The organism is Microbacterium sp. NPDC019599 (assembly GCF_040632175.1).
Classification (GTDB): Bacteria; Actinomycetota; Actinomycetes; order Actinomycetales; family Microbacteriaceae; genus Microbacterium.
The window spans coordinates 159,905-185,436 of the sequence record NZ_JBEYBL010000005.1 but is presented as its reverse complement, the minus strand read 5'-3'; the positions used below and the strand labels follow the sequence as shown (position 1 = coordinate 185,436).

Annotated in this window: 18 protein-coding genes; 2 read left to right on the top strand and 16 right to left on the bottom strand. The window is 71.9% G+C overall.

The genetic code is table 11. From position 1 onward, the window contains the following. Window positions 1-110: 110 nt before the first annotated feature. From ABZ477_RS11205 to ABZ477_RS11170, 8 genes are all read right to left on the bottom strand, one after another. Complete coding sequence (locus tag ABZ477_RS11205; RefSeq protein ID WP_360132424.1) at window positions 111-1,928, bottom strand: ABC transporter ATP-binding protein; 1,818 nt, start codon at window positions 1,926-1,928, stop codon at window positions 111-113. After that, window positions 1,925-3,763 (bottom strand): ABC transporter ATP-binding protein, encoded by a 1,839-nt coding sequence (locus tag ABZ477_RS11200; RefSeq protein WP_360132421.1) that lies wholly within the window; start codon window positions 3,761-3,763, stop codon window positions 1,925-1,927. Before ABZ477_RS11200 ends, ABZ477_RS11205 begins: the two co-directional genes overlap by 4 nt. Window positions 3,764-4,172: 409 nt before the next feature. Next, entirely contained in the window at window positions 4,173-4,667 is a 495-nt protein-coding gene (locus ABZ477_RS11195) for a methylated-DNA--[protein]-cysteine S-methyltransferase (RefSeq protein ID WP_360132418.1), read from the bottom strand. Next, window positions 4,664-6,187, bottom strand: coding sequence for an AlkA N-terminal domain-containing protein (locus ABZ477_RS11190; RefSeq protein ID WP_360132415.1), 1,524 nt, complete (start codon window positions 6,185-6,187; stop codon window positions 4,664-4,666). The genes ABZ477_RS11195 and ABZ477_RS11190 overlap by 4 nt, the downstream gene beginning before the upstream one ends. Window positions 6,188-6,417: 230 nt before the next feature. Continuing rightward, entirely contained in the window at window positions 6,418-8,025 is a 1,608-nt protein-coding gene (gene purH, locus ABZ477_RS11185; protein ID WP_360132412.1) for a bifunctional phosphoribosylaminoimidazolecarboxamide formyltransferase/IMP cyclohydrolase, read from the bottom strand. Between the two features lie 60 nt (window positions 8,026-8,085). Beyond that, window positions 8,086-8,727 carry a phosphoribosylglycinamide formyltransferase gene (purN, locus tag ABZ477_RS11180; RefSeq protein WP_360132409.1) on the bottom strand — a complete coding sequence of 214 codons (642 nt, stop codon included), beginning with the start codon at window positions 8,725-8,727 and terminating at the stop codon, window positions 8,086-8,088. A 4-nt stretch (window positions 8,728-8,731) separates the two neighbouring features. After that, window positions 8,732-10,588, bottom strand: coding sequence for a DUF6350 family protein (locus ABZ477_RS11175; RefSeq protein ID WP_360132406.1), 1,857 nt, complete (start codon window positions 10,586-10,588; stop codon window positions 8,732-8,734). A 67-nt stretch (window positions 10,589-10,655) separates the two neighbouring features. Further along, window positions 10,656-11,096 (bottom strand): nitroreductase family deazaflavin-dependent oxidoreductase, encoded by a 441-nt coding sequence (locus ABZ477_RS11170; protein ID WP_360132403.1) that lies wholly within the window; start codon window positions 11,094-11,096, stop codon window positions 10,656-10,658. 96 nt (window positions 11,097-11,192) lie between these two features. Between ABZ477_RS11170 and ABZ477_RS11165 the strand changes: the two genes are divergently transcribed. Beyond that, window positions 11,193-12,659, top strand: coding sequence for an NCS2 family permease (locus tag ABZ477_RS11165; RefSeq protein ID WP_360132400.1), 1,467 nt, complete (start codon window positions 11,193-11,195; stop codon window positions 12,657-12,659). 145 nt (window positions 12,660-12,804) lie between these two features. Continuing rightward, complete coding sequence (locus ABZ477_RS11160; protein WP_360132398.1) at window positions 12,805-15,702, top strand: hypothetical protein; 2,898 nt, start codon at window positions 12,805-12,807, stop codon at window positions 15,700-15,702. A 58-nt stretch (window positions 15,703-15,760) separates the two neighbouring features. Here the strand turns inward: ABZ477_RS11160 and sucD are convergent, their stop codons facing one another. From sucD to ABZ477_RS11120, 8 genes are all read right to left on the bottom strand, one after another. Beyond that, on the bottom strand, window positions 15,761-16,663 hold the full coding sequence (sucD, locus tag ABZ477_RS11155; RefSeq protein WP_360132395.1) for a succinate--CoA ligase subunit alpha: 903 nt from the start codon (window positions 16,661-16,663) through the stop codon (window positions 15,761-15,763). 50 nt (window positions 16,664-16,713) lie between these two features. Next, complete coding sequence (gene sucC, locus ABZ477_RS11150; protein ID WP_360132393.1) at window positions 16,714-17,877, bottom strand: ADP-forming succinate--CoA ligase subunit beta; 1,164 nt, start codon at window positions 17,875-17,877, stop codon at window positions 16,714-16,716. Window positions 17,878-18,054: 177 nt separating this feature from the next. Next, window positions 18,055-18,885: a CoA ester lyase gene (locus ABZ477_RS11145; protein WP_360132390.1), complete on the bottom strand. Its 831-nt coding sequence runs from the start codon at window positions 18,883-18,885 to the stop codon at window positions 18,055-18,057. Next, window positions 18,882-20,069 carry a CoA transferase gene (locus ABZ477_RS11140; protein WP_360132387.1) on the bottom strand — a complete coding sequence of 396 codons (1,188 nt, stop codon included), beginning with the start codon at window positions 20,067-20,069 and terminating at the stop codon, window positions 18,882-18,884. Before ABZ477_RS11140 ends, ABZ477_RS11145 begins: the two co-directional genes overlap by 4 nt. Continuing rightward, the gene (locus tag ABZ477_RS11135) at window positions 20,069-22,042 is read right to left on the bottom strand and encodes an SUMF1/EgtB/PvdO family nonheme iron enzyme (RefSeq protein WP_360132384.1); all 1,974 of its coding nucleotides are present in this window, start codon (window positions 22,040-22,042) and stop codon (window positions 20,069-20,071) included. Before ABZ477_RS11135 ends, ABZ477_RS11140 begins: the two co-directional genes overlap by 1 nt. Then, entirely contained in the window at window positions 22,039-22,971 is a 933-nt protein-coding gene (locus tag ABZ477_RS11130; RefSeq protein ID WP_360132381.1) for a PfkB family carbohydrate kinase, read from the bottom strand. The genes ABZ477_RS11135 and ABZ477_RS11130 overlap by 4 nt, the downstream gene beginning before the upstream one ends. After that, entirely contained in the window at window positions 22,968-24,341 is a 1,374-nt protein-coding gene (locus tag ABZ477_RS11125) for an ADP-ribosylglycohydrolase family protein (protein WP_360132378.1), read from the bottom strand. Before ABZ477_RS11125 ends, ABZ477_RS11130 begins: the two co-directional genes overlap by 4 nt. Beyond that, the gene (locus ABZ477_RS11120) at window positions 24,338-25,504 is read right to left on the bottom strand and encodes an ADP-ribosylglycohydrolase family protein (protein ID WP_360132375.1); all 1,167 of its coding nucleotides are present in this window, start codon (window positions 25,502-25,504) and stop codon (window positions 24,338-24,340) included. The genes ABZ477_RS11125 and ABZ477_RS11120 overlap by 4 nt, the downstream gene beginning before the upstream one ends. Window positions 25,505-25,532: the final 28 nt, after the last annotated feature.

The window sequence follows — 25,532 nt, the reverse complement described above, 5'->3', positions numbered from 1 at the left end:
CTCCGACCCAGATCAGAACCTCCGACGGCGACGGGCCCACGCCGGAATGAGGGATGCCGCGACCCGGCGCGAAGCGCGGGCCGCGGCATCCGTCTGCCGGGGGCGGGGCGTCACACGAGCGACTCGCGCCACGCGGCGTGGAGCTGCGCGAACTTGCCCGTGCCCCCGATGAGGGTGTCGGGGCTGTCGTCCTCGATGATCCGGCCGTGCTCCATGACCAGCACGCGGTCCGCGATCGCGACCGTCGAGAGGCGGTGCGCGATGATGATCGCCGTCCGGTCGGCCAGCAGCGTCTGCAGCGCGTCCTGGATGAGGCGCTCCGACGGGATGTCGAGGGACGCCGTCGCCTCGTCGAGGATCAGGACCGCGGGGTCGGCGAGGAATGCGCGCGCGAACGAGATCAGCTGCCGCTGACCTGCCGAGACGCGGCCGCCGCGCTTGTTCACGTCGGTGTCGTAGCCGTCGGGCAGCTCCTCGATGAACTCGTGGGCGCCGACCGCGCGGGCCGCCGTCCTGATCTCCTCGAGGGTCGCGTCGGGCTTGCCGAGGGCGATGTTGTCGGCGACCGAGCCGCTGAAAAGGTACGCCTCCTGCGTCACCATGACGATCGCGCGGCGCAGGTCCTTCGGGTGCAGCGACCGCAGGTCGACGCCGTCGAGCGTCACGCGCCCATCGGTCGGGTCGTAGAACCGCGACACGAGCTTCGCGAGCGTCGACTTGCCGGCTCCCGTCGTGCCCACGAGCGCGATCGTCTGCCCCGCCGGGATGTCGAGCGAGAAGTCCGGCAGGATCGTGCGGTCGCCGTTGTACCCGAAGGTGACGTCGTCGAAGCGCACGTGGCCGCGCGCCGTCCACAGGTCGACGGGACGGATGGGGTCCGGCACCGTCGGCTCCTCCTCGAGGACGCCGGAGACCTTCTCGAGCGCCGCCGTCGCGGACTGATACGAGTTCAGGAAGAACGCGACCTCCTGCATCGGCGAGAAGAAGTTGCGCACGTAGAGGACGGCCGCCAGGAGCGTTCCGACCTCGAGCACGCCCTCGGCGACACGCAGGGCGCCCCACAGGAGGACGGCCGCCATCGAGAACGCGGCGATCGCCATGAGCCCGGGCTCGAACGTGCCGAACAGTCGGATCGAGCGCATGTTGACGTCGCGGTACTGGCCCGCGAGGTCGCCGAACTCGTCGTCGTTGCGCGGCTCCTTGCGGAACGCCTTGACGGCGCGGATGCCGGTCATCGTCTCGACGAAGTGCACGATGACCTTCGCGCTCACGACGCGGCCCTGCCGGTAGGCGACCTGCGACCGCGTGTAGAACCACCGCATGAGGAAGATGAGCGGGAGCCCCATCACGACGAGGATCACTCCGGACTGCCAGTCCAGCAGCAGCAGCGCGATGAGCGTGAATCCGCCGTACAGCAGCCCCGACACGAGTTCGTTGAGTCCGCCGTCGAGCAGCTCGCGGATGGAGTCCAGGTCGCTCGTCTGGCGCGAGATGATGCGCCCCGACGTGTACGACTCGTGGAACTCCAGGCTCAGTCGCTGCGTGTGCAGGAAGATCCGCTTGCGGAGGTCCAGCATCACGGCCTGCGTGAGCCGCGCCGCGACGACGACGTACCAGCCGATGAGCGCGGACCCGCCGAGCGCCGCGGCCAGGTAGACGGAGACGACCATGATGGTCGGCATCCAGTCCCCCTCCTCCACGACGGTGGGAAGCGCCGTGTTGAGCCCGTAGGCGATGAGGGCGGGGCCGGCGACGCGGAGCGCCGTCGAGACGACGAGGACGGATGCTGCCAGCACGAGCTGCCAGCGCAGCGGGCTCACGAGCGAGCCGAGCAGGCGCAGCGAGCGGCGCCGGATCTGCCGGCTCTCCTCGCGCGTGTAGTCGGAGCGGTCTTCGCCGCTCGTCCCGGTCACGGTCTGGGTGCTCACAGGGTCACCTCCTTCTCCCGCAGGCGGGTATCGGTCTCGTCGTCGGCAGCCTCTTTGGTCTCGAGGCTCGAGATCACGTGGCGGTAGTGCTCGCTCGTGCGCAGCAGGTCGGAGTGCGCACCCACGGCCGTTATGCGACCCGCCTCGAGGAGCGCGACGCGGTCCGCGAGCGCGACCGTCGAGGGCCGATGCGCGACGATGAGCGCCGTCGTCTCGGCGAGCACTTCGCGAAGCGCCTCCTCGACGAGCGCCTCGGTGTCGACGTCCAGCGCCGACAGCGGGTCGTCGAGGACGAGCACGGCGGGCTTGGCGGCGACGGCACGGGCGAGCGCGAGCCGCTGGCGCTGACCGCCGGAGAGGGACAGCCCCTCCTCGCCGATCACCGTGTCGGGGCCGTCGGGCAGGTCGTAGACGAAGTGCGCCTGCGCCACGGCGAGCGCCTCGCGCAGCGCCTCTTCGGCCTCCGGACTGCCCGGCTTCAGGTCGGCGCGTCCGAGCAGCACGTTCTCACGCACCGAGGACGAGAACAGCGTCGCGTCCTCGAACGCCATCGAGACGTGCGTGCGCAGCTCGGGCAGGGTCAGGTCCCGGACGTCGACGCCGTCGAGCGTCACGCGCCCACCGGTCACGTCGTACAGGCGTGCCGGCAGCGTCGTGAGGGTCGTCTTGCCCGAGCCGGTGAGCCCGACCAGCGCCATCGTTTCACCCGGTCGCAGCACGAGGTCGATCCCGTCGAGCAGATCGCGCTGGGATGCCGGGGCATCCTGATACCGGAAGTGCACGCCCTCGAACGCGAGCTCGCCGCGCGGCGCGGCGATCGTCGTCGGGGTCTCGGGGTCGTCGATCGTGTTCTCCTCGTCGAGCACCTCGAAGATGCGGTCGGTGGCCGTCCGCGTGTCGAGGAGGAACGAGAAGAGGAAGCCGATCGACTCCATCGGCCAGCGCAGCACCGTGGCCATCGCGAAGAATGCGAAGAGCTCGGCGACGCTCAGCTGACCCGCGAGGTTGAGCAGGATGCCGGCCGCGAGGCACAGCGCGAACGCGATGTCGGGCAGCAGCACGAGCCAGAACCAGACGAGGCCGACGGCGCGCGCCTTGCGCAGCTCGGTGACACGCAGCATCTCGGCCTGGCGCGCGAACTTGTGCAGCGCGTGCTTGCCGCGGCCGAAGGCCTTGAGGACGCGGATGCCGTGCACGCTCTCTTCGACGGCCGTCGCGAGGTCACCGCCCTGGTCCTGGCCCTGACGAGTGAGGGCGCTGTAGCGCTTCTCGAACCGGTAGCCGGCGTACCAGAGCGGCAGCGAGCAGGCCAGGAAGATCGTGCCGAGCAGCCAGTGCCAGCGGAACAGGATGAGCGACCCGACGATGATCGTGAGGACGTTGACGAGCAGCAGGATGAGCCCGAACGCGAGCCAGCGCCGGATGAGGCCGATGTCCTGCATCATGCGGCTCAGGAGCTGGCCGGACTGCCAGCGGTCGTGGAACGCGACGGGCAGGCGCTGCAGGTGCTCGTAGATGCGCGTGCGGAGCGTGTACTCGACCCGCGTCGCGGGCGTCAGCACGAACCAGCGACGCGCCCAGACGAGCCCCGCCTCGGCGAGACCGAGAGCCAGCACGAGGGCCGCGCCCCACGCGATCTGGGCGAAGTCGCCCGACGCGATGGGGCCTGCGACGACCGCTTCGAGGACGAGCGGGATGCTGAGCGCGACGAGGCTCGCCGCGAGAGCGCTCCCGGCGCCGAGCAGGAGCCGCCCCATGACGGGCCTGGTGAACGGGATGAGACGAGCGAGCGCGCGCCCGGTGGACAGCTGCGAGGACTGAGCGGTGGAGGTCATGATCCTTGTGGGTGACGGATGTCGCGACTTCGCGACGGAACAGCGAGGGGGCGCGGGAGCGCGGAGGTGGCCGGTGACCCGGTCTTGTCGAGGAGAACGCCGACGGGTCCGACGCTATGCCGGACCTCGGACGCGGATTTATGCGCGCGAGCGCTCGACGAGAGGGCCGGCCTTGCCGACGGCCGTCCACGGAGTGAGGACGAGCGCGGCCGGCTGGGTGGCGATGACTGCCTGGTACATGGCTTCCTCCTCGGATCGTGGGATGCCGCGCGGACGCGCGACAGCCCACCAGCCTAAACCTGGGAGTCCGCTGAATGCAAGTGCGAAATCAGCGCGAACCGCACGCGCCCCGGATGGCTCGGATCAAGGAGCCTCGCCGGCTCCTCCCGCGCTCCCCGGATGCCTCCGGTCAGGCGGCCTCGCGCGCGAGCAGCGATCGCTTGACCTCGAGCCCCCACGCGAACCCGCCGAGCGAGCCGTCGGACCGCAGGACGCGGTGGCACGGCACGAACAGCGCCGGCGCGTTGCGGGCGCAGATGGACGCCGCAGCGCGCACGGCGCTCGGCTGGCCCAGGGCGGCGGCGAACTCGGCGTAGCTGAGGGGCGAGCCGGGCTCGATCGCGCGCAGCACCCGCCAGCCGCTCAGCTGCATCTCGGTGCCGGTCTGGGCGACCTCGACCGACCAGATCGCCGCGAGGTCGCCGCCGTAGTACGCGCGGGCGGCGGCTGCGGCATCCGTCTCTCCCTCGGCGACGGCGACCGGGCGCAGCCGCGGGCTGATGCGTGCGAGCGCGGCCTCGGGATCGGCGGTCCAGCCTGAGGCGAGGACGCGACCTCGCTCGTCGGCGACGATCGTGAAGGCGCCGTCGGGAGTGTCGATCGTCTGGATGGTCGCGGTGGTCATGGCTGCTCCTCGAGCGGTCGATTCGGAGTCGGGTCGGTGCCGGGCCGGGCACGGCGGGGTCGCGATGCGGGCGCGGGCGCCCACAGGTGCGCCGTGAGGTAGCTGCGCCACGGCGCCGTCCGTGTCGCCCACGCCGTGAGCCCCGCAGGATCGGATGGGATGCCGGAGGCCGCGGCGCCGGCGCGCGCCGCGACGTCGCCCGGCAGGAGGACGTCGGGATCGCCCAGGATGCGCATGCGCACGTAGTCGGCGGTCCACGGGCCGATGCCGGGCATCGCGAGGAGGGCCGCGCGCTGCTCCGCGCCGTCATCCCCCGTCGTGAGCGTGAGGCTGCCGTCGGCGAGGGCAGCCGCTGCGCCGACGAGGGCGTTCGTGCGCGCCGCAGGACCCCGGAGGACGTCGCGCCCGCGTTCGGCGATCGCGGACATCGTGGGGAAGAGTCGCGGGGTGTCGGCGAAGCCGTCGAGCCGGTCGCCGAGCGCCTCGACGAGCGCCGTCAGCGCCGTGCGCGCCGCCGCGACAGTGATCTGCTGGCCGACCATCGCCCGCACGAGCATCTCGTGCGGATCGACGGCACCGGGGACGCGGATGCCGGGAACGCGCGCGACGAGCGGCGAGAGCTCTGGATGAGCGGCGAGAGCCTCGTCGACTGCGATGGGATCGGCATCCAGGTCGAACAGCCGCCTCGCACGCGACACGAGCGCGGGGAGGTCGCGCAGAGCGGTCATCCGCGCCCGCAGCCGCACGCGACCGGCGTCGTCGAGCCTCAGCTCGAACCACGCGGGACCGCCGTCCAGCCGCAGCGACCGGGCGTACGACGTCGGCGTCGCGACCTCCATGCCCGGGACGGCGCGCGCGCTCATCCAGGCGAAGAGCCCGGCGGAGTCGAGCGGACCGCGGTGCGGAAGCAGCAGGTCGATGGCGCCCGGCGCGGCCGACTCGGCGCCCACCGCCCACGCGGGGCGCCGACGGCGCGCGCGCAGCTCGAGGGGCGCCAGGCCGAACACCTCGCGGATGGTGTCGTTGAACTGCCGGACGCTCGCGAACCCGGCGGAGAAGGCGACATCGGATGCCGGCAGCTCGGTGCCGACCAGGAGCATCCGCGCCGTCTGGGCCCGGTGCGCGCGGCTCAGCGCGAGCGGGCCTGCGCCGAGTTCGGCGGTCAGGAGCCGCGTGAGGTGGCGGGGCGAGTAGCCGAGCCGCCGCGCGAGACCCGGGACGCCTTCGCGCTCGACGACGCCTTCCGCGATGAGCCGCATGGCGCGGCCCGCGACGTCACCGCGGAGGTTCCACTGCGGAGACCCGGGCGCCGCCTCCGGAAGGCACCGCTTGCACGCGCGGTAGCCGGCCTCGTGTGCCGCGGCGCTCGTGGGGTAGAACGTCACGTTCGACGCCTTGGGCGTGCGCGCGGGACAGCTCGGCCGGCAGTAGATGCCCGTCGAGCGCACCGCGGTGACGAACTGACCGTCGAAGCGGGCGTCGCGCGAGTCGATGGCGCGGTACCGCTCGTCGAATGTCATGGATGCGACTCTCGTCGCGTCCGATGTCATGGCGATGCTCATGCACCTAGCCTGACACGCCCCGCCGACACCCACTGGCGGAAATCGGACATGGCTGTGGACAGCATCCCGCCCTATCGCGAACCCACCCGATCGCCGCGAACCCACCCGCTTCCGTCCGCCGGAAGGGGTGGGTTCGCGCAGAAGAGGTGGGCTCGGCGAACCGCAGCTGCGGCTCGCACTCGGCAAGCTCAGTGGAAGAAGTGGCGCTCCCCCGTGAAGAACATCGTGACGCCGGCCTCGCGCGCAGCTTCCACGACCTCGGCGTCGCGCACCGAGCCGCCCGGCTGGATGATCGACGTTATGCCCGCGTCGATGAGCACCTGCGGTCCGTCGGCGAAGGGGAAGAAGGCGTCGGATGCCGCCACCGAGCCCGCAGCGCGGTCACCGGCCCGCTCGACCGCGAGGCGGCACGAGTCGACGCGGTTGACCTGGCCCATGCCGATGCCGACCGTCGCGGAGTTCTTCGCGAGCACGATCGCGTTCGACTTGACGGCGCGGCACGACTTCCACGCGAAGATGAGGTTCGTCATCTCGTCCTCCGACGGACGCTCGCCCGAGACGAGCTCCCAGTCCTTCGCGACCGACTCGATGTCGTCGGGGAAGCGATCGGCGTCCTGCAGCAGGAGACCGCCCGAGACGAGGCGGACGTCCATGCGCTCCTCGCGCCAGTCGGCGGGCAGCTGCAGCACGCGCAGGTTCTTCTTGAGCTTGAAGACCTCGAGCGCCTCGGGCTCGAAGTCCGGCGCGATGATCACCTCGGTGAAGATGTCGCGCAGGTTCTCGGCCATCTTGAGCGTGATGGTGCGGTTGGCCGCGATGACGCCGCCGAACGCCGACACCGGGTCGCACTCGTGTGCCCGCAGATGGGCGCTCGCGATGGGGTCGAGGGCGTTGGGTGCCGCGACCGCGATGCCGCACGGATTGGCGTGCTTGATGATCGCGACGGCGGGCTTGACCATGTCGAAGGCGGCGCGCAGCGCGGCGTCCGCGTCGACGTAGTTGTTGTACGACATCTCCTTGCCCTGCAGCTGCGTCGCCTGCGCGATGCCGTGCCCGCCCACGCGCGAGTAGATCGCGGCGCGCTGGTGCGAGTTCTCGCCGTAGCGCAGTGTCTCGAGGCGCTCGGCCTTGATCGTGAGGTGCTGCGGGAGTCCGTCGTTCTCGGTCAGGGTGCCCTCGGCGAACCATGTCGCGACCGCGCGGTCGTACTGCGCCGTGTGGGTGAAGGCGCGGGCCGCGAGCTCCCGGCGCTGCGCGAGGGTCGTGCCGCCCGTCCCGAGGGCCTCGATGACGGCGGGGTAGGACTCCGGCGATACGACGATGGCGACGTTCGCGAAGTTCTTCGCCGACGCGCGGACCATCGCGGGGCCGCCGATGTCGATCTGCTCGACGACGTCGTTGCCCTGGGCGCCCGAGGCGACCGTCTCGACGAACGGGTACAGGTTCACCACGACGAGCTCGAACGGCTCGATGCCGAGCTCGGCGAGCTGCTGCACGTGGTCCTCGAGGCGCAGGTCCGCGAGCAGGCCCGCGTGCACGCCGGGATGCAGCGTCTTGACGCGCCCGTCGAGCGACTCGGGGAAGCCTGTGACGCTCGCGACGTCGACGACCGTGAGGCCCGCGTCGCGCAGGAGCGATGCCGAGCCGCCGGTCGAGACGATCTCGACGCCTGCGCCCGCGAGCGCCTGTCCGAGCTGGAGGAGGTCGCTCTTGTCGCTCACCGAGATGAGGGCGCGGCGGATCGGGACGACGTCGCGGTCGCGGTAGAGGGACGGGTCGTGGCTGGGACCGGCCATGGTGAGGACTCCTCGGGATCGGGGTCTGCAGACAGATTCAGGGGCGCCGGAGGCGGCGCATCAGGAGCGGGGGGACGGCTTCGATACGCCGCTGTCGCGGCTGCTCGATCCACCGGCCGCGACGGCGGCGAGATCGAGCTCTCCCGTCGCGATGCGGCGGACGACGTCGATGAGAAGGCGACGCTCGACGGGCTTGATCCGGTCGTGAAGCGTGTGCAGGTCGTCGCCGGGCAGCACGGGGACCCGCTCCTGCGCGAGGATCGGGCCCGTGTCCACGCCGTCGTCGACGACGATGACGCTGGCCCCCGTCTGCACCACGTCGGCTTCGAGCGCGTCGCGGACCGCGTGCGCGCCCGGGAACTCGGGCAGGTACGCGGGATGCGTGTTGATGAGTCGCGGCGCCCACGCCTCGACGACGCTCGGCGGGAGCAGGCGCATGAGGCCGCTCAGGACCACGAGGTCGGGCTTCCAGACGTCGAGCTGTGCGGCGAGCTCGGCACCCCACTCGTCGCGCGAGTCGAACTCGCGCCACGGGACGAGGAATGTCGGGATGCCGTACTCCTCGGCGTGCGAGAAGCCCTCGGCCTCGCGATCGGCGCCGACGACGACGACGTGCGCGGGGTAGTCCGGATCGGCCGCCGCATCGAGCAGAGCCCGCAGATTCGACCCCGTACCCGAGATGAGGACGGCGACCGTGAGCACGGGCCTAGTCTACCGACGGCGTATCGCCGCCCGCGCCCGGTGACGGCGGCAGGTCGATGGGCGCCGTGTCGGCGTGCGGATCGACCTCGTCCGGATGGGCTTCCGACGCGGACGGTGGGGGTGCCGCGGGCGGCGCTGCCGGCGTCGGGGTCGGGGTTATCGGGGCCGGGGTCCGGGTCGGGTGTGCCGGGCTCACCCCCGACAGCGGCGCCGGGGCCGTCGGCCGCGACGCCGGGCCCGACCCAGACGCTGCTCCGAGCGGCGGCGCGTCAGGTCCCCCCGCACCCGGCTCGGCGACCTTCCCGCAGATCGGGGCGGTGTCGGCCTCGGCGGTCGGCGCGGCGGCTCCCCCGGGGACGGCCGTCGTCCGGTCGGCCGATGCTTCGGACTCGAGCGAGTCGTCCCGATCGCCCGACCGCGGCGACAGAAGGAGGATCGCGGCTCCCACGAGCACCTCGACTCCGACGGCGAGCGCGACCGGCCCCGGCTCGGGACCGACGAGCGCGAGCCTTCCCGGCCCGAGCGAGCCGGACGCGAAGACGGCGAGCGCCGCCGCGGCACCCGCCGCGAGCGCCGCGATCGCGAGGGTCACGACGATGCGGGGCAGGACGGGCTCCGCGACGTGGACGGCGCGACGGGGCTCTGGGTCGACCTCGCGGTCCATTGCCGCTCCGCCGTCCGCGGCGGCTTCGGCATCCCGAGCCTCTCCCGGTCCCGCACTCGCGGAGAGAGGTGGCCGCGTCAGCAGCTCGGCGAGGGCTGCGCGGCGCGCCGCATCGGCGGAGTCGATGTCGAGCCCGGCGTCGGAGGCGGGGGCGACGGCATCCGTCCTGTCCGCCTTGACGCGTCGGGTCCGCACGCGCGGCGGGATGCCGGCCGCAGCGAGCAGGCGCGAGCGCGCGATCCACCCCGCGACGGCCCCGACGGCGATGGGCAGGAGCACGACGAGGAGGAGCCACGGGCTCGACGACTCGGGGATGAGGCCGAGAACCGGCACGCCGGGCATGACGCCGGACTGCGTGCCCGAGGGAGAGACCGCGGTGCCCTCGCCGACGGAGAAGCCCGGACCCGCGACGAACGACACTCCCCACACGACGAGCGTCGGCAGGTAGGCCGCCTGCGCGAGCGTCACGACGATCGCCCCGAGCGCGTCGAGGTTCGCGGCCTGGTACAGCGCGACGATCTCGCCCCCGCGGAGCAGGAAGGCGACGCTCAGGACGAGCGCTCCCGCGCCCACGAGGCCGGCGACGGCCGCGGCCGAGGCGCGGACCGCGACACCGGGGACCGCGCCCCACCAGCCCGGAGCGCTCTCGACGCGATCGCGCAGCCGTGCGATGAGCCCGTCGGGCGCTTCGCGCCACTCCGTGGCGACCGCGCCCATGAGCGCCGGGACGGCGAAGACGAGCGTCGGGAACACGATCGCCTGCCACAGCGTGACCGCCGCGACGGCGTTCTGCGAGCTCAGGGCGATGAGGGTCGCGAGCGTCGCGGTGGCGACGGTCGAGACCCCGACCCCCGTCATCCATCCGCCCGCCCGGGACGCGCGCGCGCCCGAGCGGGCGGCGAAGATCGCCGTGAACGACGCGAAGGCCAGCGGAGCCAGCGAGAGGACGAAGGATGCCGCGTCCTCCGTGATCCCCGTCTCGGCCAGGTATTCGCCGGGCAGCGTGAGCGTCAGCGGCACGAGGTGCCCGAGCTGCCAGACGACGGCGCTCACGGGCCAGAGCGCCCCCCAGTCGGCCGTGTCGCCCAGGGCGAACACCCACAGGACCGTCAGCGGTGCGAGGGTCGCCGCGATCCCCGCGGCGACCGCGATGGCGGCGTCGAAGGCGGAGAGGAAGGCGACGATGAGGCGGTGCATGCCCTGTCGACCCTACCCAGCGGGGAGGAACCGTCTTCGCGGACGCGCCCCGGCCGCGCGATCGAGGTCAGGACCCGGTCGGCTCGAGCACGAAGACCGCGATGAGGCGGTCCGTCTTGCGCTGGTAGCCCTCGTAGTCGGGCCACACCTCGAGGGCGCGACTCCACCATTCGGCACGCTCGTCGCCGGACAGCTCCCGCGCGACGTAGTCGTGCTTGACGGCGCCGTCCTGGAGCTCGACGTGCGGGTGCTTGCGCATGTTGCCGGCCCATTTCGGCTCGTGCTCCGCGCCTCCCTTCGAGGCGACGACGGCGTAGCGGCCCTCGTGCTCGACGCGCATGAGCGCGGTCTTGCGCAGGCCCCGCGTCTTGGCGCCGAGCGTCGTGAGGACGATGATGGGCTTCCCGCGCAGAAGGTTCGCCTTCGCTCCCTCGCTCTGCTCGAACTCCTCGGCCTGCTTGCGGGCCCAGTCGGCGGTGGACGGCTTGTACTCTCCCGACAGCGGCATGCCTTCACAATAATCCGGCTGGAACAGGGCGGGACGGGATGCCGCGGCCTCCGGTGGGCGAGGGTGCGGCTAACGTCTTCTTACGGAGGTCCATCCGTGAGCACTGCACCCGCGTCCGAGAAGTCCGTCACCGAGGAGCGAGGAGCGCTCGACCGCTTCTTCGAGATCACGCGAAGGGGCTCGGGCCCGGGCGCCGAGGTGCGCGGCGGGCTCGTGACGTTCGTGACGATGGCCTACATCGTCATCCTGAACCCGATCATCCTGTCCAGCGGGACGGATGTCGCGGGCGACAGTCTGGGCTTCCAGCAGGTCGCCGCCGTCACGGCGCTGACGGCCGGGGTCATGACGATCCTCTTCGGCCTCGTCTCGCGGCTGCCGTTCGCGTTCGCCGCGGGGCTCGGCATCAACTCGTTCCTCGCCGTCAGCGTCGTCGGTCAGGTCACGTGGCCCGAGGCGATGGGCCTCGTCATGATCAACGGCTTCATCATCGTGCTGCTCGCGGCTACAGGTCTGCGGCGGCTCATCTTCGACGCCGTGCCCGTCGCGCTCAAGACCGCGATCACCGTGGGCATCGGCCTCTTCATCGCGTTCATCGGCTTCGTCGACGCGGGATTCGTGACCTCGACGGGCGTCGCGTCGCCGCCCGTGGGTCTCGGTGAGGGCGGCTCGATCGCGACGATCCCGACCCTCGTGTTCGTCGTCACGCTCCTGCTGTGCGCCGTGCTGATGGTGCTGCGCGTCAAGGGTGCGCTGCTCATCGGCCTCGTCTCGGGCACGGTCCTTGCTGTCGTCATCGAGGCCGTGTGGCACATCGGGCCGAAGTTCGGCGCGGACGGCGCCGTCAATCCGGGCGGCTGGTCGCTCTCGGTCCCCTCTCTGCCGACGAGCTGGGTGAGCATCCCCGACCTGAGCCTCGTCGGGCAGGTCGACCTCTTCGGCGCCTTCGGCCGCGTCGGCGGCCTCGCCGCGACGATGCTCGTCTTCACGCTCGTCTTCACGAATTTCTTCGACGCCATGGGCACCATGACGGGGCTCTCGCGCGAGGCCGAGCTCGCCGACGCGAAGGGCGACTTCCCGCGGCTGCGCTCGGCCCTCGTCGTGGAGGGCGTCGGCGCGATCGCCGGCGGCTTCACATCGTCGTCGTCCAACACCGTGTTCATCGAATCCGCGTCGGGGATCGGCGAAGGTGCGCGCACGGGCCTCGCGAACGTCGTGACGGGCGGACTCTTCCTCCTCGCGATGTTCCTCACGCCGCTCACGAGCATCGTGCCCTCGGAGGTCGCCTCGGCCGCCCTCGTCATCGTCGGCGCGCTCATGATGTCGCAGATCCGCCACGTCGACCTCGGCGACCTGACGGTGCTCACCCCGGTCTTCCTCACGGTGACCGTCATGCCGTTCACGTACTCGATCGCCAACGGCATCGGCGCAGGCTTCATCTCGTGGGTCGTGATCCGGTCGCTGTCGGGCAAGGCGAAGCAGATCAGCCCGCTCCTGTGGATCGTGGCCGCGGGCTTCGTCGTCTACTTCGCCCGCGGGCCGATCGAGGCGGCGCTCGGCGGCTGACCGGCGCTCGACGGCCGATCCGGGCTCGGCACGCGATCCGGGGCTCGGCGCGCCGGCGGGTCGGAAGGCCCGTTCCGAGGGTGTATTCCGCCGCGGGCACGCGATCACTAACATGTGGCGCAATCTCGCCGATCGGAGGCGCGCCATGTCCGACCAGACCCCTGCGCCCATAGGAACAACGGAGCCGGTTCCCGAAGAGGACGGCGGCGGGGCCCCGTCGACCGGCGCGGCTCCACCCGACGAGATCGTGCGCGGCGGCGAGCTGACGCTCGAGCTGCGCGTGCACGGGGTCAACAACACCACCCCGGCGTCCCTGCTGGACCTTCCGCCCGAGGCCATCCGCCGGCTCGCGGGCGACACCCTGGGATCGTTCTGGGCGCCCACGAAGGAATCCCTCGACACGACGACCCCGGACAGCCGGGGATTCGTCCCGGAGGGGATCCAGCGCGAGGCGTATTCATGGGGCGGTATGGTGCGCACGGTCCCGACGGCCGGGGTGTTCAGCGCCGGCGGCGTCGTTCTCGGCGTCATCACCCGCGTCTTCTACGCCCTGATCCTCCCCTTCTCGCTCGCGAACGCCGCGCAGTGGACCCGGCGGCTGACGCAGCCCGGCGACAGCAGGGGACGGCAGGGGTGGATCGCTTTCACATCGGGCCTGACCCGGTTGTTCTGCTTCGTGCTGACGCTGCTGTTCACGACGACCATGGCGACCCTGGCCCTCGACATCGGCGCTTCGCAGTGCGGCGCCGAGCCGGCGCTCTGCGGGCCGCTCTCGGGGGTCTTCGGTCCGATGAAGGATTGGTCGCCCGGGCAGCGCCTCGCGTTGATGGCGCTCATCCCCGTGGGGCTGGCCGCGGTGCTGTGGGTCCTGTCCGCGATGTCGCGGCTGCGCTACGACAACCTCCCGGGCATGCAGGACCACGGCGGCGACGGAGCCCGGAAGCCGCCCGCGGCCGGCGCCGCCGATGCGCGACCTGTCCCCGCGCCCCCCGTCGCCGAGCAGAGCCGCGCGAGCCGCCGCGAGCCGGAAGCCGCGCCCCCGGCCGTCCTGTCGAAGGCGGGCTTCTGGTCGAATCGCGTCACGCGCCACCTCGCGCGCGTGCACCTGGCCGGCGCGCTCCTGCTGACGGCGGGATTCGTCGCGACGCAGGCCTCCATGGCCTGGCGGACCGATTGCGGCGGCCTCGTCTTCGGCGACTGCACGACGACGGACGACGGCTGGTTCCCGTTCTACGTGGCGATGGCCGTCGTCGCGCTCGTCGGCGTCGTGGCGGCGGCCGTCGCGGCGTCGATCCTGCCGACCATGAGGGTCGCCCCCGAAGAGGAGCAGCGCCTCGGGTGGGCGAACCTCGCCAGCGGGATCGTGCTCGGGGTCGGCATCCTGGTCTTCGTCGTGACGTGCGGATTCGTCGCCTTCACGCCCGCGCCGCCGGTCGGCGTGGACCGGCTGTACGGGGCGGGGATGACGCCGACCGTCATCGTCGCGATCGCGGCGGGCATCGCCGTCATCGCGCTGACCTTCCGGCCGTTCGCGGGTCGCAGGGCCGCGGCCTGGTGGGGATGCGGACCGGCCCTCTTCATGATCGTCTCGCTCGCGCTCTCGTCGGCCATCAGCGCGATCATCGTCGTGGCGATCGGCGACTGGCTCAACGGGTCTCAGGGGCCGGCGGCGCTCGTCGGCTGGCGTCAGGTGGCAGAGGAGCAGCCGGGCCGCGTGTCCATCGACTGGAGCGACTCGCAGTCCGGACTGACGGGCGAGACCACGGTCGGCACGCCGCCTGCCGACATCGGAGGCCTGCGGATCTCGTCGAGCTATGTCGCCCTCGGCTCCGCGATCATCGTGTTCCTCGCGATCGCGTTCATCCTGGTGCTCGCCGCCGCGTTCATCCGAAGGCGCAACCTCGTCCCGCGCGCATCGGCGTGGCGCATGGGACCGCCCGACAAGCCCGGCAGCGTCCCGATCAGCGACGAGGACATCCCGATCGGCGAGGGCGGCATCCTCCCGCCGTCGGCCCGGACGCTGTGGCGCCGCATCGAGGCCAAGCGCGGCTCGGCCGCGCGCCTGCACCTGCTCGAACCCGTCGCCGGGGTCTTCGCCGTCGCGATGGCCGTCGGCATCGGCGTGGGGCTCTTCTGGACGATCTACGCGTACCAGCGGGAGACGTCGCTGTGGGGCATCGCGCCGGCGGACATGCAGCAGTTCGTCGTCGATGCGATGGAGGTCTCGATGCTCGGCCTCGCCGCCCTCGCCGCGGTCATCGTGGCGATCCTGGCGGCCGGCGCGGGTTCGGGAAGCTCCTCCCGGCCGCTCGGCCTCGCATGGGACATCGCGTGCTACCTCCCGCAGACCGGGCACCCGTTCGGACCGCCGTGCTACGCGGAGCGCGCCGTCCCCGAGATCGCCGGCCGCATCAACCACTGGCTCAGGGAGCCGGGGCGGCAGGACCGCCGCGTCGTGCTCGCGGCCCACAGCATGGGCGGCGTGCTCGCCGTGTCGGCGCTCGGCGTGCTCGCGAGCAGCCCCACGACGCGCGACCAGCTGCCCCGCATCGGCCTGCTCACGTTCGGCGTCCAGCTGCGCACGTTCTTCGGCCGCATGCTCCCCGAGATGCTCGGACCCACCGTCCTCGGGACGACACCTCTCGTGCACGGGCCCGGGCTGCTTTCGAAAGACCCCTGGGAGAAGGACTTCCAGCAGCAGCACGGCCCGTCCTCCAAACCGCCCGAGACCGAGCCCGCGTCGCTCGGCATCGGCCGGGTCGCCGGAACCCTCGCCCCGCCGCGCAGATACGAGCCGGAGCACCCCATCCGGTGGATCAGCCTGTGGCGGCTCACGGACTTCCTCGGCTACCCCGCCTCGAGCACCGTCAAGTTCGACGGCGAGGAGCAGATCGTCAACCGCGTCGACCGGTACGCGGGCGAGCTGGACAAGAGCGGCTACATGGTGACGGTCGGCACGCACGGCGAGTACTACCGCACGCTCGAGTACTACGCCGCGCTCGACGACCTCAAGGACGAGCTCGAGGCCACCGGTTCGGGGTGATCGGCAGAGACGAACGAGGGACGGATGCCGCAGCATCCGTCCCTCGTCTCGTCAGTGCTTACAGCGCTTCGATGATGGCGCGCATCAGGTCAGCGGTCTCGGACGGCGTCTTGCCGACCTTGACGCCGGCGGCCTCGAGGGCCTCCTTCTTCGCCTGCGCCGTACCCGCCGAGCCGGAGACGATGGCGCCGGCGTGGCCCATCGTCTTGCCCTCGGGTGCCGTGAAGCCGGCGACGTAGCCGACGACGGGCTTGGTGACGTTGGCCTTGATGAAGTCGGCCGCGCGCTCCTCGGCGTCACCGCCGATCTCGCCGATCATGACGATCGCCTTGGTCTCGGGATCGGCCTCGAAGGCCTCGAGCGCATCGATGTGCGTCGTGCCGATGATGGGGTCGCCGCCGATGCCGATCGCGGTCGAGAAGCCCAGGTCGCGCAGCTCGTACATCATCTGGTACGTCAGGGTGCCCGACTTCGACACGAGGCCGATCGGGCCCTTGCCGGTGATGTTGGCGGGCGTGATGCCGACCAGCGCCTCGTCCGGCGTGATGATGCCGGGGCAGTTCGGGCCGATGATGCGGGTCTTGTTCCCCTTCGACTTCGCGTAGGCCCATGCCTCGGCCGAGTCGCCGACGGGCACGCCCTCGGTGATCACGACGAGCAGCGGGATCTCGGCGTCGATGGCCTCGATCATGGCGGCCTTCGTGAAGGCGGCGGGGACGAACGCGATCGAGACGTCGGCGCCCGTCTTCTCGATCGCCTCGGCGACCGACCCGAAGACCGGAAGCTCGACGTCGGCGCCGCCCTTGTCCTTGTGGAGGACGGTCGTGCCGGCCTTGCGGGCGTTGACGCCGCCGACGACCTGCGTGCCGGCCTTGAGCATGAGCGCGGTGTGCTTGGTGCCTTCGCCGCCAGTGATGCCCTGGACGATGACCTTGGAGTCCTTGGTGAGGAAGATCGACATTTCTCTCTGGTTCCTTACGGTTTGATCCGGTCGCTGAGCTTGTCGAAGCGTCAGGCGTTCGCGAGCTCGGCGGCCTTGTCGGCGCCCTCGTCCATCGTGGCGGCGAGCGTCACGAGCGGGTGATCGGCCTCTTCGAGGATGCGACGGCCCTCTTCGACGCGGTTGCCGTCGATGCGGACGACGAGCGGCTTGGTGGCCGAGTGGCCGAGCTCGGCCAGCGCGCCGACGATGCCCTTCGCGACGGCGTCGCACGCGGTGATGCCACCGAAGACGTTGACGAAGACGGACTTGACCTGCGGGTCGCCCAGGATGACGTCCAGGCCGGCGGCCATGACCTCCGCCGAGGCGCCGCCGCCGATGTCGAGGAAGTTGGCGGGCTTGACGCCGCCGTGGTTCTCACCGGCGTACGCGACGACGTCGAGCGTCGACATCACGAGGCCCGCGCCGTTGCCGATGATGCCGACCTGGCCGTCGAGCTTGACGTAGTTGAGGTCGTTCTCCTTGGCCTTGGCCTCGAGCGGGTCGGCTGCGGCCTTGTCCTCCAGGAGCGCGTGGCCGGCGTGACGGAACTCGGCGTTCTCGTCGAGCGAGACCTTGCCGTCGAGGGCGATGATCTCGCCGTCCTCGGACTGGATGAGCGGGTTGACCTCGACGAGCGTCGCGTCCTCGCCCTTGTAGACCTGGAAGAGCTTCACGAAGACGTCGGCGACCTTGGGGGCCAGCTCCTCGTCGAAGTTCGCGGCCTTGGCGATCTCGAGGGCCTTGGCCTCGTCGATGCCCGTGATGGGGTCGACCTCGATGCGGGCGAGCGCCTCGGGCTTCTCGACCGCGAGCTGCTCGATCTCCATGCCGCCCTCGACCGATGCGAGCGACAGGTAGGAGCGGTTCGCGCGGTCCAGCAGCACCGAGAAGTAGAACTCCTTGGCGATCTTGGCGCCCGCCGCGATCATGACGCGCTTGACGACGTGACCCTTGATGTCGAGGCCGAGGATCGCCTTGGCGGCCTCATACGCCTCGTCGGGGGTCTTGGCGACCTTGACGCCGCCCGCCTTGCCGCGACCGCCGGTCTTCACCTGAGCCTTGACGACCACGACACCGCCGAGCTTCTCGGCGGCCGCCTTCGCCTCCTCAGGGGTGTCGGCGATGATGCCCGGGAGCACCGGCACCTCGTACTTCTCGAACAGATCGCGTGCCTGGTACTCGTACAGATCCACAGTGCGTTCCTCCGCTGGGGCGAATGTGGGGTAGATGGCCCGGAAGATCTCTCGATGTCAAGAGACCGGCCAATCCCCCAGCCTACTACCGGTCTCGGGGCGCTCCGTGCCGTCCCCTACCGGACAGCATCCCCTGTCGACGGGATCAGGATGCCGATTCCGGCGAGCGGGCGGGGCTCAGCGGCGTCGCTCGGCGAGCGCGAGGGTCCGCTGTGCGGACCGCACCATCGCGACGTCGAGGAAGGTGCCGTCCTCGAGCACGACGGTGCCCACGCCGTCGGCGGCAGCGGCGCCGACGCGGTCGACCACCTGCCGCGCCCGGTCGACCTCCTCCGGCGTCGGCAGGAAGGCCGCCTCGATGGTCGCGAGCTGAGCGGGGTGTATGGCCGTGCGCCCCACGAACCCGAGCGCGCGACCGGCAGCGCAGCTGGCCGCCAGACCATCCAGGTCGGCGATGTCCGTGTAGGCGCTCATCATGGGCGCCGCGATCCCGGCCGCCGCGGCGGCGTAGACGGCCCGCGACCGCGCCCATTCCAGACCGGGCTCGCCCGCCTGCCCGCGCGGCAGGCCGAGCTGCGAGCGCAGGTCGGCTTCGCCGAGGGCGATCGATGCGACGCCGGCCGAGGCGATCTCGAAGGCGCGCTCGACCCCCAGCGCGGTTTCGAGGAGCGCGTGAAGGGGTCGGCCGCCGACACGCTCGGCGAGGGACCGGATCTCGTCCGGCGACTGCACCTTCGGAAGGCGCACGCCGATGTCGTGCGGAAGCTGCGCGACGGCGTCGAGGTCGGCCTCGAGCCAGGGACTCCCCCGCCCGTTGACGCGGACCTGCAGCGCGCCGCCGGCTACCGGACGCAGATCCGCGATGCCTGCCCGCGCGACGTCCTTCCGGGTCGGGGCGACGGCATCCTCGAGGTCGACGATGACGATGTCGGCCCCGGCATCCATCGCCTTGGCGACGCGGTCAGGACGATCGCCGGGAACGTAGAGAGCCGTGAGCGCCGGGGTCATGCGATCGCTCCGCTCACGCGAAGCTCCTCGATCTGGGCCGCCGTGTAGCCGAGCTCGCCGAGGATCGCATCGGTGTCGGCTCCGGCTGCCCGTCCGGTGAACGCGAGGACGGGCTCATCCTCGGAGAGCCGGAACAGCGGGCCCTGCATCCGCATCTCGCCGAGGTCGTCGTCCGTGATCGTGTGGATCGTGCCGAGTGCCTGGAACTGCGGATCGGCCATGATGTCGCCGGCATCGTAGATCGGCGCGATGGCCGCCTGCGCGTTGTCGAAGGCCTCGATGACCTCGTCACGGGACCGCTGCGCGATCCACCCGCCGACGGCGTCGTCGAGCTCATCGGCGTGCTGCGCGCGCCCCGACCCGGTCGCGAACCACGGCTCGTCGATGAGCTCCGGCCGGCCGACGAGCGTCATGACCCGCTCGGCGATCGACTGGGCGCTCGTCGACACGGCGACCCAGGACCCGTCCGCCGTGCGATAGGTGTTGCGCGGCGCGTTGTTCGCCGAACGGTTGCCCGTGCGCGGCTGGACGGTGCCGAGCTGGTCCCACCGCGTGATCTGCGGGCCGAGCATGGCGAGCATCGGCTCGATGATCGCGACATCGACCTCCTGCCCGACGCCCGTGCGCCCGCGGGAGTGCAGCGCGACCATGACCGCGTACGCCGTCGCGAGCGATGCGATGCCGTCGGCGAGCCCGAACGGCGGCAGCACGGGCGGCCCATCCGGCTCCCCCGTCATCGCCGCGAACCCGCTCATGGCCTCGGCGAGCGTGCCGAAGCCGGGCTTGGACCGGTAAGGACCTCGCTGGCCGAAGCCCGTCACCCGCGCCAGGATGAGGCGGGGGTTGCGGGCGGAGAGCTCGTCGTAGCCGAGACCCCACCGCTCGAGCGTGCCGGGGCGGAAGTTCTCGATCATCACGTCGGCGGTCTCGACGAGGCGCAGCAGCGCCTCGCGGCCGCCGTCCGTGTGCAGGTCGAGCGCGACCGTCCTCTTGTTGCGCCCGAGCGTCTTCCACCACAGGTTCTGCCCGTCCTTCGACGGGCCGTGCCCGCGCGCGGGGTCGGGGCGCTGCGGGTGCTCGACCTTGACGACGGTCGCGCCCATGTCGCCGAGATGCATCGCCGCCATGGGGCCGGCGAACAGCGTCGAGACGTCGATCACCGTCACTCCGTCGAGGGCGCCCATCAGGCTCGGTCCTCCCAGCAGACCCGGAAGCCGATCGATCCGGAGGCGTCCACGCCGAGCCCGGGCAGAAGCAGCTTCGCCGAGAACTCCGGATGCTGCGGCCCGCCGTCGAAGTACCAGTCGGACCCCTCGGAGATGTGATCGGACCCGCCCTTGAGCATGACGAACCGGCTGCGGCCATCGCTGTGCTCCGACTCGGTCCAGTTCCAGACGACCGGCGCGCGCCGCGCGAACCCGGGCTCGGCCGCCGCGACCTGCCACTCGTCCTCCGTCGGGAGCCGGCCGCCGACCCACGCGGCGAACTCGCGAGCGCGGGCGAGCGTGACGCCCGTGGCCGGGGCATCCGGCGAGGCGTCGGCAGGGGCCTCCTCGCCGATGGCGGCGAGGAACTCGGCGTAGTCCGCGGCCGACACCTCGACGGCCGCGACGCGGAGTGCGCGCGGCAGCGCGACGACGCGCTCGAGCGTGCGATAGTCGTGCAGGCGCGGCGGGAGCGGCTTCCACTCGTCGACGTAGGGGGCACCGTCGTACATGCCCGTCTCGCGCTGGCGGAACCGGACGGTGATGACCCGCTCACCGGGCGCGAGCTCGACGGCGCGGGCCGCCAGGCGATCGCGGATCTCGGCGTCGGCATCCGGGCCCTGCCACTCCGGAGCGGTCAAGCGCCGGGCCCGAAGGTGCGGGAAGGATGAGGCCGCGACGTGCGCGCGACCGGCGAGCTCGCGCCGAAGCTCATCGAGTTCCGCGGGCTCCGCGGCATCCTCCTGAAGGTGCAGCACCGCGGCGATGCCGCGGGCGGGAACCACGACCGCGTCACCGGCAGCCCCGACAGCGTCACCGGCAGCATCGTGCAGCGCGATCCAGCGCCCCGCGCCGTCCGGTCGGTGCTCCAGGTCGACATCCGAGGTGTTGGCGAGCGTCACGAGGGACGCCCCCTCCAGCGCGAACGACGACCCCACGAGTCCGGACGCCTCGCAGACGGCGAGCGGGGTCCACTCTCCGTCGACGAGCCAGCGGTGCAGACGCCGCTGCACGGGCAGCATCCGTCGCAGCGTCGCGGCGTCTCGGTCGTTCCAGCCGACCCAGGCCCCGAACACGACCTCCCAGACCATGATGCCGACGCCGTTGACCCATGCCGAGATGAGCTCGTCCGAGTGATCGCGGTGCCAGCGCCGGATGTGATGCTGCATGTGGCGACGTTCGAACAGGTGGGCCCGCAGGACGCCGGGAGGGGTCGTGTCGGCGAACCACTGCGCCCACGACAGGCTGTGATCGGCGATGCGCTGGGTCGCGAGCTTGGACTCGCCCTCGAGGCCGATCCCGGGACGCGCGCGGTCCATGGCGGCGACGAAGTCGGGGTCGGCGTTCTTGAGTGTGTCGAGGAAGATGCCGTCGGCGCCGAGCCGCCGGATGACCTCGGCGAGCTCGTCCGCGTCCTCACCGCCCCGCCGGGTCCCGGTGTCCCACGGGTTGTAGTCGACGAAGACCCGGACGCCCGCGTCGTGGAGCGCGGCCGCGGCCTCCGCGAGTCCCGGCACGTCGTAGAAGTCCCACTGGTTGCGGTCGTCGATGCCGATGACGGGGTAGGCGTGCCACAGCACGACGCCGTCGAGTCCCCCGAATCGCTCATGCGCGTCGCGGAGGAACCTCTCGGGCGTGAAGCGCTGCTCGTCGAAGTCGAAGAAGAGCTCATCCCACAGCCACACCTGCGCGACCGTGAAGCACGAGGCCGCCCATGCGGCATCGGGATCGTCGTAGCGCGCGGGCGCCCCGTGGCGCTCACGCGCACCCGCCCGCCACGCGTCGAGCTGCGCGCGCCAGCGGTCGAGATCGGCGGGATCGGTCGGGGCGGCGAAGATCTTCGCGTCGTCGAGAAGAGTCGCGAGCTCACCCCGCGTGACGTCCGCCTCGAGCGGCAGGATCGCGGGCTTGTCGATCTCGCGGGGAACCAGCGGGTCGAAGCCGCCGCTCATGATGTCTCCTTCAGGAAGTCGTCGACCTCATCGGCCGTGGGAACGGATGCCTGGGCACCGTGCCGCCCGACGGCGAGCGCCGCCGCGGCGCCCGCGACGCGCGCGGCGTCTGCGACGGCGTCGATCGTGAGGCCGTCACGCCGTGCGCCGAGGCGCGCCGCGAGGACGCCGCAGTACGTGTCGCCCGCGCCGGTCGTGTCGACGGCTCGGGCGGGGAATGCCGCGACCGAGCGCCGTTCCGCGCCCACGGCGACGATCGACCCCTGCGACCCGAGGGTCACGACGACGGCGCCGACGCGCTCGGCGACCGCATCGACCGCGTCCCACAGGTCCGCTGCCGTCGTCCGCGCGACGTCACGCAGCTCATGCTCGTTCACGATCAGGACGTCGCACGCGGAGAGGAGCCGGTCGGCGACGCCGTTGTCGCCGAACGGGGCTGAGGGGGACGCGTTCAGGACGAACAGCGCGTCGGGCCTGCGAAGACGGGATGCCTCGAGCACGCGCTCGACAGGGATCTCGAGCTGAGCCACGACGACGTCGGCATCGGCGACCACCGCCGTCTGCTGCGGTGAGAGCGGCGAGGCCGTCGCATTGGCGCCCGCGACCACGACGATCGCGTTCTCGCCGTCGTCGCCGACCGAGATGAGCGCCACGCCCGTCGGGGCCTCGGCGGACTCGAGTCCCGTGACGTCGATGCCGTCCGACTCGAGCCCGGCGCGCAGCGCCTGCCCGTCGCCGTCGTCTCCGACCGCGCCGATGAAGGCCACCGAGGCGGCCGCGGCGCGAGCGGCGGCGACCGCCTGATTGGCGCCCTTTCCGCCGCCACCGCGCGACCAGCTGCGCGCGAGCAGGGTCTCGCCCGGCGCCGGGACGTGCGCGACGCGCGCGACGACGTCCATGTTGACGCTGCCCACGACGGCGACCTTCACAGCGACATCCTCGCCGGAAGCCGCAGCGTGCGCTGCGCGAGCTCCTCGATCGACCTCGACGCGGAGCCGGGGAGCGAGGTCGCGATGCGGCCGTCGAGCGGCGCGGTCCACGCCGCGTCGATGCCGCTCAGCCCGCCGAGACCGCCGAGCACCGAGCCCACTGTCGCACCGGCCGAATCCGTGTCCCAGCCGCCTGCGACGGCGATCGCGATGCCGCGGCCGACGGACCCTCCCGAGGCCTCGAGCGCGCACGCGATGAGCGCCGCGTTGTTGAGCGTGTGGACCCAGTGCAGCGACCCGAGCTCGGCGTGCAGCCGGTCCAGTGCCTGCGCATCGTCGATGGTTCCGGCGGCGCGGTCCGCACCGGCGCGGCGGCCCAGCGCGACGGCCGCGGCAAGGCGCGACCCCGGCGGCACGACCGCATCGGCCGCGTCGAGTGCCTCGGCGGGGCTTGCGGCGACGAGGGATGCCGAGCACAGCGCCGCCGCCCACATCGCCCCGTACAGTCCATTGCGGGTGTGGCTCAGGCGCGCGTCGGTCCAGGCCAGGCGCGCGGCGCTGCGCACGTCGCCGGGGTGCGCCCACCCGTAGACATCGACGCGGATGAGCGCGCCGATCCACTCGCGGAACGGGTTGTGGTGCGTCGCGGTGTCGGGGACGGGCCGCGCATCGAGCAGATTCCGATAGGCCGCGCGCTCCGCCGTGAAGACGCGACCGGCCGGAAGGCTGGCGAGCCACGCCTCGGCGACATCCTCCGTCGTGAGCGCGGACCCGCGACCCTCGACCATGTCGAGCGCCAGCAGCGCGAAGTTGAGGTCGTCGTCCTCAGGCATCCCGGCGATGTTCTCGACGAGCGAGGTCGGCGCCGACCGCCGGTTCCAGGGCCACCGGGCGGCCACGTCCGGAGGAAGCCCCTGCGCTGTGAAGTAGCCCGTGATGGGCCAATTGCCCGTCGCCCGGGCGATCTCCTCGATCCCCGCCCGGGGGATCTTCTCGACGGGCTTGCCGAGCAGGCAGCCGACCGCGCGGCCGTACCACGCGCCGCGCACGCGGTCCGACTCGATCCGCCGCGGGCGGGGCAGCTGCGGCGCGGGCGGGAGGAGCGCCTCGATCGACTCCCAGTCGTCGGGCTCCTCGTCCGAGGCCGGCTGCGCGGCGGCGAGCTCGTCGAGCAGCTCTCGCGCGAACGCGCGCAGCGCCGGCGGTGCCGGCACAGCGCTCGCGCCCGCCGGCTGGAGCACCGGGTCACCGCCTGCCGCGATCCACCGCTCCTCCACCGAGGCGAGGACCGCCTCGGCCGCGCCCTGCTCCCGCAGCGCCGTGATCTCGGCGGCGACGAGATCCTCGGGCTGTGCCCACGTGAGTCTCACAGCAGCGCACCGTCCAGCATCCCCTCGAGCATGCTCGCGCGCTCGCGGGCCCGCCTGGCGTCCGCCCCCGCGACGTCGCGCACGACGTCGGTCATGGTCACGATGACGCTCTCGAGGTCGAGCCGGCTCGCCTTCGCGACATCGCTCACCCACTCGGACGGCACGGCCTCGCGCCCTCCGAGACCGCCGCAGATGGCGCCCGCCATCGTCGCGATCGAGTCGGAGTCGCGCCCATAGTTGACGGCATCCAGGATCGCCGCGCGCGCATCGCCGTCGTGGGCGAGGACGAACCCGAGCGCCACGGGAAGCTCTTCGATCGATTTCGTGCGGGACGGCAGCCGGGCATCCATCGCCATCGCGCGGTACTCGTCGCCGACGGTGTCGAAGGGGCTGACTGCGGCTCGGATGACCCGGCCGAGCTCGCGCGGGTCCTCCGATCCGCCCGCCTCGCGGAAGCCCGCCACTGCCGCGAGAACAGCCTCGATGGCAGCCGCGGTGCCGTCGTGGGCGACGCGGACGCATGCCGCCATGACGTCGGCCACGGTGGCACCCGGCCCGACGGCTGCGGCGATCGCAGCGGCGAAGACGCCCGCCGCCTCACGACCGTACGAGGACTGGTGCGCCCCCGCGAGGTCGATCGCCTCGGCGTAGGCGGCCTCGGGATCGCCCATGTTCACGAGCCCGACCGGCGCCATGTACATCGTGGCGCCGCAGTTGACGATGTTGCCGACGCCCGCCTCGCGCGGGTCGACGTGGCCGTAGTGGATCCGCGCGACCATCCACTTCTCTGCGAGGAAGACCCGCTGGAGGATGAGCGCCTCCTGCTCGAGCTCCGGGATCCAGCGCGGCTCGCGGATCATGAGGGGCACGAGGTCGGACGCGACGTTGAACGCGTCGAGATGCGTGCGCCGAGCGGCGTAGACCTCGATCAGCGCATGCGTCATGAGGGTGTCGTCGGTGACGTGCCCATCCCCCTTGTGGTACGGCGCGATGGGTCGCGCCGTACGCCAGTCCGGCAGGAACGGCCCCACGATGCCGGTCACCCGGCCGCCGTGGCGCTCCTCGATCTGCTCCGGCGTCCATCCTTCCGTGGCACCGCCCAGGGCATCGCCCACGGCGGCGCCCGCCAGCACTCCGGCGACCCGGTCCTCGATCACATTCACGTCGTGCACTCCTGTTCACACAGCGCGG